The sequence below is a fragment of the Synechococcus sp. R55.4 genome (assembly GCF_047461935.1).
Taxonomy (GTDB): Bacteria; Cyanobacteriota; Cyanobacteriia; order Thermostichales; family Thermostichaceae; genus Thermostichus.
Window position 1 is genome coordinate 22327 of the sequence record NZ_JANSIF010000032.1, and the last position, 11721, is coordinate 34047.

General features: G+C 60.0%; 8 protein-coding genes. 6 read left to right on the forward strand and 2 right to left on the reverse strand.

What is annotated here, in order from left to right; genetic code table 11:
- Positions 1–306 precede the first annotated feature (306 nt).
- The 5 genes from NW842_RS08720 (at position 307) to recN (ending at position 8471) form a co-directional block, all read left to right on the forward strand.
- Complete coding sequence (locus NW842_RS08720) at positions 307–1659, forward strand: TldD/PmbA family protein (protein ID WP_414417863.1); 1353 nt, start codon at positions 307–309, stop codon at positions 1657–1659.
- A 123-nt stretch (positions 1660–1782) separates the two neighbouring features.
- Positions 1783–3753 carry an alpha-1,4-glucan--maltose-1-phosphate maltosyltransferase gene (locus NW842_RS08725; protein WP_414357914.1) on the forward strand — a complete coding sequence of 657 codons (1971 nt, stop codon included), beginning with the start codon at positions 1783–1785 and terminating at the stop codon, positions 3751–3753.
- Between the two features lie 53 nt (positions 3754–3806).
- Positions 3807–5276 (forward strand): glutamate-cysteine ligase family protein, encoded by a 1470-nt coding sequence (locus tag NW842_RS08730; RefSeq protein WP_414373830.1) that lies wholly within the window; start codon positions 3807–3809, stop codon positions 5274–5276.
- Positions 5277–5510: 234 nt separating this feature from the next.
- Complete coding sequence (locus NW842_RS08735; protein WP_414350470.1) at positions 5511–6545, forward strand: M14 family metallopeptidase; 1035 nt, start codon at positions 5511–5513, stop codon at positions 6543–6545.
- 195 nt (positions 6546–6740) lie between these two features.
- Positions 6741–8471 (forward strand): DNA repair protein RecN, encoded by a 1731-nt coding sequence (gene recN / locus NW842_RS08740; RefSeq protein WP_414373832.1) that lies wholly within the window; start codon positions 6741–6743, stop codon positions 8469–8471.
- Between the two features lie 35 nt (positions 8472–8506).
- On the opposite strand, the gene NW842_RS08745 is transcribed toward recN, so the two are convergent.
- Positions 8507–9214, reverse strand: a complete 708-nt coding sequence (locus NW842_RS08745) for an ABC transporter ATP-binding protein (RefSeq protein WP_414373833.1) — start codon at positions 9212–9214, stop codon at positions 8507–8509.
- Positions 9211–10029: an ABC transporter ATP-binding protein gene (locus tag NW842_RS08750; RefSeq protein WP_414329274.1), complete on the reverse strand. Its 819-nt coding sequence runs from the start codon at positions 10027–10029 to the stop codon at positions 9211–9213. The genes NW842_RS08745 and NW842_RS08750 overlap by 4 nt, the downstream gene beginning before the upstream one ends.
- 319 nt (positions 10030–10348) lie before the next feature.
- On the opposite strand from NW842_RS08750, the gene NW842_RS08755 reads away from it, so the two are divergent.
- A complete protein-coding gene (locus NW842_RS08755; RefSeq protein ID WP_414342885.1) occupies positions 10349–11602 on the forward strand; it encodes an ABC transporter substrate-binding protein in 1254 nt (417 codons plus the stop codon).
- Positions 11603–11721 lie beyond the last annotated feature (119 nt).

The window sequence follows — 11721 nt, forward strand, 5'->3', positions numbered from 1 at the left end:
GGCTCAACCTCCATTCTAAGGTTCCTGCACCTGGCAGGCCGCTAAGGACAAGCGGCAAGTGGGGTCAAAGCGCCACGAGGGATCCCTTTTGATCTCAGCCCCTTTGTTTGCTGCTGCAGGGTGGAATCCCTGTGGGTAGCTCTCTGCTGATTGTTGCCCAGGGGGAGCGGGCCGGAAGGTGTGCACCAGAGTGACGTTGTTGGACGAAGGGGTTGGTGCTGGGATCCCATGGGCCGCAGGGGGCTGGGAAAGGCATCCCTGAGCCATAGCCGATAATAGGACTGTCCTCTTGCTATCCCGCTTTCTATGCCCAGCTCCATCATTTCCCCGGAAAACCTGCTGGATCTCTGTGAACAGGGTGTGTACAAGGCGTTGGCCGCTGGAGCCGACCAGGCAGAAGTGTTTGCCAACTCAGGCCGGGAAACGGAAGTCACGTTTGAAAAAAACGACCTGAACCTGGCCCGCAGCAGCAGCGAGACCCTGTTCGGCATTCGGGTTTTCTGTGGCGGCAGGCTGGGCTTTGCCACCTCCAACCGCCCGGAAGAGTTAGCTGAGACGGCTGCTGAGGCTGTGACCATGGCCAAGGCTTCGCCGGCGGATCCCCTGAACGGGCTGCCGGAGCCCCAACCTCTGCCCCAGGTGCCCTTTGCCCTTGATCCGGGGCTGCTGGAACTGGATGCCGCCACCCTGACCCAGTTGGGATCCCAATTGCTGGAGTGGGTGCGATCCAAAGACCCTCGCATCACCATCGACAGCGGCTCCCTCAGCGTTGAGGAAGAGACCCTGGCTATCGCCTCTTCCACCGGCATCCGCGCCAACCATCACAGCGTGGAAGCGGGGGGCTCCCTCTTTGGCATGGCCATTGATGGGGACGAGGTGGGCAGCTTTGCCTACGACGGCGACAGCGTCCAGAAGCGGGCCGATCTCATCCCAACGCTGGAGCGGGCTTTTGATCGCTTTGTCCAAAAATGTGTGGGGGCGCTGGGGGCTACCGAAGGGGAGAGCTTTCGCGGCCCTATCATTCTCCCTCCAGATGTGGTGGAGGACTTCCTGGGGGATCTCCTCTTTGTCTTGGGGGCAGATGCGGTGCGCAAAGGCAAAAGCCCTCTGGCGCAAAAAATGGGATCCCGGATCGCCAGCCCGTTGCTCACCGTGGTTTCTGAAGGCCTGGGCCTGCCCGGCTACCCCATTGAGCCCTTCGACCGCGAAGGGATCCCTCGCCAAATCACCCCCTTGGTTCACGAAGGGATCCTCTGCAACTTCATGTACAACAGCTACGAAGCTCGCGCTGCCGGGATCCCGTCCAACGGCCATGCCACAGGGGGGGCGGGCAGCCTGCCGGGGGTGGGGCCAGCTTGTTTGAGAGTGGCGCCGGGGACAACCCCCCTGTCTGAGCTGTATGCCATGGAGCGGGGCATTATTGTCACCCGTCTTTCCGGCAGCAGCAACCCCATCACCGGCGACTTTTCCGGGGTGGTGAAAGGGGGCTTCTTGGTCAAAGGCGGCGAAAAACGCCCCATCCTGGAGACCACCATTGCCGGCAATCTCTACGATTGTTTGCGTAATATCTCCGCCATCTCACAAGAGGTGACCGTTTTCAACGGCAGCACGGCTTTTCCTGCTCTGCGCATTGAAGATGTATCGGTAACGGCTGGCTAGTCGCGCCGGCGGGACGGAGTCCTGAATAACTGGGTATCGTGGGGGGCGGACAAGCCTTCCTGACCAGAGGGTGGAGAGTAGCCAGTCTGCGAACAGGCAGGAGACAAACAGAGGGTGGATCCTATGTGGCCAGTAGAGGGTCGGCAGCGCGTCATCATCGAGGCGGTGACACCGGAAATCGACGGCGGGCGCTACGCCATCAAGCGGACGGTGGGAGAGTATGTGGTGGTGGAAGCGGACATCTTCGCCGACGGCCACGATCAGCTCTCGGCGGTGCTCTGTTTTCGCGAGGCCGGTGCAGAGGGTTGGCAGGAGATCTTCATGGATCCCATCGGCAACGACCGCTGGCGGGCCCAATTTCAGGTCACTCAGATCGGCCAAGCTTCTTACCGGATTTTGGCCTGGGTGGATCCCTTCAAAACCTGGCAGCAGGATCTGTACAAGCGGGTGGAGGCCGAGCAGGATGTTTCTGTGGAGCTGCTGATCGGGGCCGAGCTGATCGAGCGGGCCGCCCAACAGCAAAGCGGCGATCGCGGTGGCGGCGCGGAGCACTCTCTGCAGGCAAAGCTGCGCAACTACGCCCAAACACTCCGCCAAGGGGGGGATCCCGCCATAGAAGCAGCCCTATCCCCCACGTTGGGATCCCTGATGCAGGTTTACGGCGAGCGCCCTTTTGTCAGCACCTACCCAGAGCGGCGGGTTTGGGTGGATCCGGTCAAAGCCCGCTTCAGTGCCTGGTACGAGCTGTTTCCCCGCTCCTGTGGCCCCAACGAACACACCCACGGCACCTTCCGAGATGTGGTCGCGCGGCTGCCGCTGATTGCGGAAATGGGCTTTGATGTGCTTTACCTGCCCCCCATCCATCCCATTGGGCGCACCTTTCGCAAGGGCAAAAACAATGCCATGACCGCCGAGCCAGAGGACGTGGGTTCTCCCTGGGCCATCGGCGGGCTGGAAGGCGGGCACAAAGCCATTCACCCCCAATTGGGATCCCTGGCCGACTTTCATCATCTGGTGGCGGAAGCCAAACGGTTCCACATCGACATCGCCCTGGATATTGCCTTTCAATGCTCTCCGGATCACCCCTATGTAAAAGAGCACCCGGAATGGTTTAAAAAGCGGCCCGATGGCAGCATTCAATATGCGGAGAACCCGCCCAAAAAGTATCAGGATATCTATCCCCTCAACTTTGAAACAGAAAACTGGCAAGCCCTTTGGGAAGAATTGAAAGGTGTGATCGAATACTGGATTGACCAGGGGGTCAAGATCTTCCGGGTGGATAACCCCCACACCAAGGCATTCGGCTTTTGGGAGTGGTGTATTGGTCAGATCAAAGCCAAGCACCCGGAGACGATCTTTCTGTCCGAAGCGTTCACTCGCCCAAAACTGATGAAATCGCTGGCCAAGCTGGGCTTTACCCAGTCCTACACCTATTTCACTTGGCGCAACGACAAGTGGGGCCTGACCGAGTATTTCACCGAGCTCACCCAAAGCTCAATGCGGGAGTACTATCGCCCCAACCTGTGGCCCAATACGCCCGATATTTTGAACGAGTTTTTGCAAAAGGGGGGTCGCCCGGCTTTTATGCTGCGTTTGATCCTCGCGGCTACCCTCGGGGCCAGCTACGGCATCTATGGCCCGGCTTTTGAACTCTGCGAAAACCGCCCGCTCCGTCCCGGCAGCGAAGAATATCTGGACTCGGAAAAATATCAAATCCGCCACTGGGATCTGGATGCCCCGGATAACTTGCGGCCTTTGATCCAGCAGGTGAACCGGATCCGGCGACAAAACCCGGCCCTGCAGAGCGACTGGAGCTTGGTGTTTCATCCCACCGACAACGAGGCCCTGATTTGCTATTCCAAGCGCACCTTCAGTGGCGATAACCGCATTTTGGTGGCAGTGAATTTGGATCCTTTCCACATTCAGTCCGGCTGGGTCACCCTCAACTTGGGGGCTCTGGATTTGGAGCATTGGCAAACCTTTAAGCTGACCGATCTGTTGGACGGCCAGCAGTATTCCTGGCAGGGATCCACCAACTACATCAAGTTGGATCCCTGGACGATGCCTGCCCATATTTTTCTCCTGGAGAGCTGAAGACCCTGAGAAGGACAGTACAGTGGTGTCATGCCCTCTGCGGAGTTCTCTCGATGGGCCAGGAGATTGCCTGCCTCAGCTTTGGCGCCGAAGACTTTGCCAAGTTCGCCGCTCAACTCCGGCAAGAGACGGATTTGCTGGAGCGCTGGTTGGCCGGTGCGCCGGGGCTGGATCCGGCTTGTCAGCCCTTTGCCCAGGGATCCCCGGTGGGCGGGTTTGAGCTGGAGGCATGGCTGGTGACCCCTCAGGGAGATCCGGCCCCGATAAACTCAGCCTACCTGGAAGCGGTGAACGATCCGCTGGTGGTGCCGGAACTGGCCCAGTTCAACGTGGAGATCAACAGCCGGCCCCAAGTTTTGGTCGGCTCGGCTCTGCGGCAGTTTCAGCAAGAGCTGGGCCAAACGTGGGATCGCTGTTGCCGGGTGGCCGAACACTTGCAGGCGGGGTTGATGATGATCGGGATTTTGCCCACGGTGCAGCAAAAGCAACTGACCTTGGAGATGATCTCCCCCCGCAAGCGTTACCTGGCCCTCAATGAGCAAATCCTGAACTTGCACCGGCGCGAGCAATCCCCAGGGATCCCGTCTCTGGGGCTGGAGATCGAAGGGCCTGCCACCCTGTTGCGGGTGGCTCACCCCGACATCATGCTGGAAGCGGCAACCACCTCTTTCCAAATCCATCTGCAGGTGGCCCCCCACCAGGCAGCCCGCTACTTCAACGCTTCTCTCATCGCCTCGGCCCCTTTGGTGGCGCTGGCGGCCAATTCCCCCTACCTGTTCGGGCACGATCTGTGGGCAGAAACCCGCATCCCTTTGTTTGAGCAAGCTTTGGATGGGCCACCCCCGCCCTCCCCCACCCACTGCCCCCGCGTCACCTTCGGGCAAGGCTATGTACAGGGATCCCTGATGGAGCTGTTTTGGGAAAATGTGCATCGCTACCCGGTGGTGCTGCCGCAAACGTTGGCCGCCTCTCCCTGGGAGCTGGCCCATCTGCGCCTCCACAACGGCACCATCTGGCGCTGGAACCGCCCCCTCATCGGCTTGGATCCGGTTCCCCATCTGCGCATCGAACAGCGGGTGGCGGCGGCAGGCCCAACCCTACCCGATATGATCGCCAATGCGGCCTTCTACTTTGGTCTGGTGCAAGCCTTGGGATCCCAGCCCGTCCCCCCCGAGCAGGAGCTGAGCTTTGCCCAGTGCCGCGCCAATTTCTACACGGCGGCCCGCTGGGGTCTGGAGGCCCCCATCACTTGGCTCAAGGGTTGGCAGGGATCCCTGCGCCAATTGCTTTTGCAAGAGCTGCTCCCCCTGGCCGAGGGAGGGCTGGCCCAACTGAACTTGGCCCAACAGGATATCCAAGTGTATCTGGGCATTCTCCGCGCCCGCGTCGAGTCGGGGCAGAATGGGGCCACCTGGCAGCGCCGCTATGTCGCCCGGCATGGTAAAGATATGCAACAATTAACCTGTGCCTACTGGGAACGGCAGCGGCAAGGCCAACCGGTACACACCTGGGATCTCAGCTAGGGCTCTCTCCACAGCCGGTTGTACCAGCGGTGGGCCACCGCGGCGGCAGGACGGATCCCTGGCCCGCATCTCGAGTGGGCAAACTCTCTCTCAGATGGCCTTGTTGCGACCCGAGCTACCGCAGCGAAACGGTTCATTCGCGACCAAGGACTTCGTTGGACTTCTGCTCCCTCCTACCCCAGGGAGAGAGGCCAGAAGCCAGAAGTTTGAGTCGAGCCTCTTAGCCCAAACAGTATGCTCACCGTTCTCGATCATCTACCGGATCAACTGCTGGATCTAGAGGCCCATCAGCTTTACGACCGATTGGGCGGGCCAACCCTCATCCATCTGCCGGGACGACGGGATCCCGCCCTGTTTGTGTCCGTCCTGCTGCACGGCAACGAAACCACCGGCTGGCAGGCGGTGCGACAGCTTCTCCGCCGCTACAGTCCTCTGCACCGCTGCCGCGAACGGGAATTGCCCCGCTCCCTTTCCCTCTTCATCGGCAATGTTCAGGCAGCCCGTCAAGGACAACGGCGGCTGGACGGCCAACCCGACTACAACCGCATTTGGGGCTCCGGCTCCACCCCCGAACATGCCATGGCCCAGGCCGTCCTGCAGCAAATGCAGCAGCGGGGCGTTTTTGCCAGCGTCGATATCCACAACAACACGGGCACCAACCCCCACTACGCCTGTGTCAATCACCTGGATGCCCCTACCCTGCACCTGGCCACCTTGTTTGGGCGCACCGTCCTCTATTTCACCAAGCCAGAAGGGGTGCAGAGCATGGCCTTCGGGCGCTTCTGCCCGGCGGTGACCCTGGAATGCGGCAAGCCGGATCAGCCCCACGGCACCCAGCATGCCTACGAATTTCTGGAAGCCTGCCTTCACCTGTCGGCGATCCCGCAGCGCCCTGTCCTCAGCCAAGATATCGACCTCTTCCACAGCGTCGCCATTGTCAAAGTCCCGGATCAGGTGAGCTTCAGCTTTGGGGAAGAGAATGGCGACCAAGAGGGATCCCCCTCCCACATCCGCTTCCCGCCGGATTTGGATCTCCTCAATTTTCGGGAGCTTCCCCCCCACACCCCCATTGGCTGGACGAACAACGGCTTCCACCTGGAGGTGCAAGACGAGCAGGGCCAAAATGTGGCGGATCGCTTTTTCTATGCCTGCAATGGAGAAATTCGCACCAGCGTGCCCATCATGCCGGGCATGCTCACCCTCAATAGCCGCATCATCCGCCAAGACTGCCTCTGCTACCTGATGGAGCGCTACCCCCTGGCCGGCTGAGCCGGGCTGCCAATTTCCCCGAGGGGATCCCCAAACCAGAACAGGTGGTGCTCCCCACCCCTGCAATAACAGACTCCCCGCTGGCCGCTGTACCCGTCCGCCGAGGGATGGTGAGTACGCTAACGTGGGACAGAGCGACCCCTGCAAGCCCTATCCTGAAAACTGCCAACGGCACGCTGAGCCCACGGGATCCCTATGTTGCGCCTGCTGCGGATCGAGAACTTTGCCCTGATCGAGCAATTGGAGATCCCCTTTCGAGCGGGGCTAAACGTGCTCACCGGAGAAACCGGGGCCGGCAAATCCATCATCCTCGATGCTCTGGATGCAGCTCTAGGAGGTACAGCCCGATTGCGTCAGCGGGACGGAGTCCTGGCTTTGCGCGCCGGCAGCGAACGAGGTCTGGTGGAGGCAATTTTCCATCTCAATCCCGAGCTGCAAGCCTGGTTAGAACAAGAACAAATCGAACCCCTAGAGGAGGGCCTGGTTTGTAGTCGCGAGCTGGTGTTGCGCAACGGCAAGCTCACCAGCCGCCTGCGGGTGAATGGGGTGCTGGTGAACAAAGCCCAGATGCTCAACCTGCGGGCCAAATTGGTAGAGATCACTGCCCAGGGGCAAACCGTTCAAATCCAATCTCCCCAAACCCAGCGCCGTTGGCTGGACGACTTTGGCGGCGAAGAGTTGTTGCGAACACGGGCGGAGGTGGCTGCCCTTTACCAAACCTGGAACCAACTGAAAACAGAGGTGGAATCCCGCCGGCAAAGCCAACAACTGCGCCTGCAACGGCTAGACCTGCTGGAGTTTCAAGCGCAAGAGCTGGCCGCCCTGCGCCTGGAGGATCCCGACGAAATGGCCAAGCTGGAGCGGGAACGGGAGCGCCTGGCCCACCGCGTGGAACTGCAACAGCAAAGCTACGAAGCTCACCAATTGCTCTATCAAAACGACAGCGGCTCACCGGCCATCGCCGATCTGTTGGGCCAGGTAGAACGGTTGCTCCAGACCATGACCCAGCGGGATCCCGACCTAGCCCCTCTGGCGGAAATGGTCAGCAGCGCTCTCATTCAGGTGGAGGAGGTGGGGCGGGAGCTGGTTCGCTACGGCGAGACGCTGGAGGCGGATCCCGGTCGGTTGAACAAAATTGAACGGCGCTTGGCGCAACTCAGACAAGCCTGCCGCAAATACGGCCCGACCTTGGCCGAGGTGATGGCCCATGCGGAGCGGGTGCAGACGGAGTTGGCCCAACTGCGAGGAGACAACACCGACCTAGAGGAATTGCAGGTGCGGCTGGACAAAGCTGCCCAAGACCTGGAGCGCCATTGCCAGGTGCTCTCTCAACTGCGGCAACAAGCGGCCTGTCAACTGGAAAAGGCCCTCATAGAAGAGCTCAGCCCGCTGGGGATGAGCGCAGTGCAATTCCGGGTGCAGATCCAACCCGGCCCCCCGACAGCAGAGGGGGTGGATCAGGTGAGTTTTTGGATTAGCCCCAACCCGGGTGAGCCTCTTCAGCCCTTGGCCAGCATCGCCTCCGGCGGCGAGATGAGCCGTTTTCTGCTGGCCTTGAAAGCCGTATTCAGCCGCATCGATCCGGTGGCCACCATGGTTTTCGACGAGATCGATACCGGCGTGTCGGGCAAAGTGGCGCAAGCCATCGCCACCAAGCTGCACAGCATCGCCCGAGATCACCAGATCCTCTGCGTCACCCACCAACCCCTGATCGCTGCCTTGGCGGATCACCACCTGCGGGTTCACAAGGTGGTGCACCAAAAACGAACTTCTGTGCGGGTGGAGCTTTTGGGAGAACGGGAACGCCGCGAAGAACTGGCCCAACTCACTGCCGGTCACTCTGCCCAAGAAGCGATGACGTTTGTGGAGGCTCTTCTCAACCAAGCAGCTCAACTGCGCAAGCAGCAAATGGCCAGTCCCGCTTGACTCTCCTTCTGGGAAAGGGGAGGGGGGTGAGGGCCTCAACCACCCAAGAACAGCTCCAGCACCTCAGGATTGCTCAGCAGGTTGGGGCCGGTATCCTCAAAGCGGTTTTCTCCCGTGGACAAGACATAGCCCCAGTCCGCCATCTTCAGGGCCTGCTTGGCATTTTGCTCCACCATGAGGATGCTGATGCCAAGACGGTTGATCTCTTGCAGGAGGGCGAAGGTCTGTTCTATGTACAGCGGTGACAGGCCGGCGGTCGGCTCATCCAGCAACAACAACTGCGGCTCCACCATCAACGCTCGCCCTATGGCCAGCATCTGCCGTTGTCCACCCGATAGGGATCCCGCCGCTTGGCGTCGTTTCTCTTTCAGGGGTGGAAACAGCTCATAAACCCGCTCCAGTTGGGCAGCAGGGTTGTCGCGTCGGATGAAGGCCCCCATCTCCAGGTTCTCTTGCACGGTGAGGGAAGGAAAGACATTGTTGGTCTGGGGCACAAAGCCGATTCCCCGCTGCACCAGTTGCTCGGCAGGCAAGTGGGTGATGTCGGATCCCTGAAACAGCACTCGGCCTGAGCGGATGGTGGCCAAGCCAAATAAGGATTTCAGCACTGTCGATTTGCCGGCTCCATTGGGGCCGATGATCACCACCATTTGCCCGGGGTTCACCTTCAGGTGGATCCCTTTGAGGATGTCCACCCCCCGGTAGCCGCTGTAGAGATCTTGGATGTCCAGCAAAGGGGTCATGAGAGGGATCCCTCCGAAGGCAGAGGGGAGGGTTGGGGTGGGTTTAGGGAGTCGGCCAGTGCCACAGATCCCAAATAGGCCTCCCGCACGGCTGGGTTTTGTTTGATCTCCTCCATGGATCCCTGGGTGAGAACCTTGCCGGCAGCCATGACCACCACATGGTCGCAGAGACGGGTCACCAGATCCAGGTCATGCTCGATGATGCAAAAGGTGCAGCCCCGCTCGCGGTTGAGATACTCGATAAAGCGCATCAAATCCGCCAGCAGGGTGCGGTTGACGCCAGCCCCCGGCTCGTCCAGCAGGATCACCCGTGCATCGGTCATCAAGGTACGTCCCAGTTCCAAGAGTTTTTTTTGCCCCCCGGAAAGGGTGACGGCCAGTTGATCCCGCAGATGGATCAGGTTCAGCCGTTCCAGAACCTCTTCCGCCCGAGCTTGCAGGTTGCGTTCTTGTCGTTGCACCCGCCGCCAACCGAACCAAGTGGCGAACAGGTTTTCCCCTATCTGGTTGGGGGGAACCACCATCAAGTTCTCCAAGACGGTCATGCGGCCAAACTCCCGCGGGATCTGAAAGGTGCGCACCAGCCCTCGACGGAACAGATGGTGAGGGGGCAGGCCGGTGATGTCTTCCCCATCTAGCCAGATGCGCCCGCTGCTGGGCCGAATAAACCCGGCGATGATGTTAAAGAGCGTGGTCTTCCCTGCCCCATTCGGGCCGATCAAGCCCGTAATCCGACCGGTTTCGATGCGGAAGGAACAGTGATCCACCGCGCTAATGCCGCCAAACCGCTTGGAGATGTCGTCGATAACAATCACGCCGCTGCCTTGGGAAAACCCCGCCGACCGATGAGTTCAGTATTTCTCAAAATATAATGAGCCCAATGGCCGAGTTTGCCCATTATCCTTCCTGGATTCCTACAGGGGCAACTGCCTTTGGAGGCCGCAGCCAGCCCTACAGCAGCCAAGGAACGGGCGAGATCCTGAGTCTGGCCCGCCTGTTTCCCGGAGCCATCTTTTCTTGAGGGAGTGGGGAACGCTTTGAGGTGAGTCAACGTCTGACTGCTACGACTCAACACTTGCTTGACTTTTGGGATCTGAGTTCTACTTTCTCTTCCCTCATAGGAGGTTGTCGGCTATGTCTCGCATGAACAAACTCACCCGACGGGCCTTTGCGGCGGCGGCTGCCCTGACGGCTGCTGCTCTTGCCACCACTCTGCTGCCCAGCACGGCTCAGCAGGCCACTCAGGGGCCGGTCAAAATCGGGGCCTTGATGTCTCTTACCGGGGATCTGCAGGCCTTCGGGGAAAACTGCCTCAAAGGGATCAAGCTGGCGATTGACCAAATCAACGCCGCCGGTGGCATTTTGGGATCCCCTGCCCAAGTGGTCGAAGCGGATGACCAGACGTCGGCTCAGCCAGCTATCGACGCAGCTCAACGGTTGGTCACCGTGGAGAAGGTGGCCGGCATCATCGGCGCCTTGGGCAGCGGCATCACCATTCCGGTGGCCACGACGGTCACGGTTCCCAATCGGATCCCGCAAATTTCCCCGGCTTCCACCGCTCCTACCATTACCACCCTGGAGGACAACGATTTTCTGTTTCGCACGGTTCCTTCCGACGCCTACCAAGGGGTGGCCTTGGCCCAGATCACCCGTGAAGAGAAGCTGGAGCGCCTGGCCATTATTTACATTAACAACGACTACGGCCAGGGCCTTGCCGACAGCTTTAAGACGGCTTTTGAAAAGCGGGGCGGCACCATCACCAAGTCGGTTCCCTACGAGCCCGGCAAGGCTTCCTATCGCAGTGAGCTGACCCAACTGAAGGAAGGGGATCCCCAGGCATTGGTGCTGATCGGCTACCCCGAAAACGGTGTGGTCATTTTGCGGCAAGCTTTGGAAGAAGGACTGTTTGACCGCTTTGTCTTCACCGATGGCATGCGCTCTCCCGATGTGGCAGCCCAGGTGGGAGCCGAAAAGCTAGAGGGATCCATCGGCGTTTCGCCCCAGGCCCTCACCGATAGCAAGGCTTACCAAATCTTTGCCGAAGCCTACAAAGCCGCCTACGGGGAGCTGCCCCCCACCCCCTACATCGACACTGCCTACGATGCCGCTTTTGTCCTGGCTCTGGCCATTCAGAAAGCCGGCAGCACCGACGGCACCGCTGTTCGAGATGCCTTGCGGGAAGTGGCCAATCCGCCTGGCACCGAGATCCTGCCTGGAGAGTGGGCCAAGGCGGTGGAGCTGATCGGCAAAGGGGAAGACATCTTCTACACCGGCGCCTCTGGATCCATCAACTTCGATGAGAATGGGGAGGTGGCCGGCACCTTTGCCCACTGGACTTTCCAAGGGGGGAAGGTGGTGGATCTGAAGGTGTTTGAGCCGGAGAGCTGATTTTCCCCTGCGGCTCCTGAGTGGGGGTCGGTTTCTCCTTCTGAGCATGCCTCTAACCCCCAAAACCCTGAACTTTGCTGAATTTACTGAGCTTTAGGCGGTTTGGCAAAAGTCATTGA

Coding starts and splice junctions, on each gene's coding strand:
- NW842_RS08720 (WP_414417863.1), top strand. CDS start 307: ATGCCCAGCTCCATCATTTCCCCGGAAAACCTGCTGGATCTCTGTGAA.
- NW842_RS08725 (WP_414357914.1), top strand. CDS start 1,783: ATGTGGCCAGTAGAGGGTCGGCAGCGCGTCATCATCGAGGCGGTGACA.
- NW842_RS08730 (WP_414373830.1), top strand. CDS start 3,807: ATGGGCCAGGAGATTGCCTGCCTCAGCTTTGGCGCCGAAGACTTTGCC.
- NW842_RS08735 (WP_414350470.1), top strand. CDS start 5,511: ATGCTCACCGTTCTCGATCATCTACCGGATCAACTGCTGGATCTAGAG.
- recN (WP_414373832.1), top strand. CDS start 6,741: ATGTTGCGCCTGCTGCGGATCGAGAACTTTGCCCTGATCGAGCAATTG.
- NW842_RS08745 (WP_414373833.1), bottom strand. CDS start 9,214: ATGACCCCTTTGCTGGACATCCAAGATCTCTACAGCGGCTACCGGGGG.
- NW842_RS08755 (WP_414342885.1), top strand. CDS start 10,349: ATGTCTCGCATGAACAAACTCACCCGACGGGCCTTTGCGGCGGCGGCT.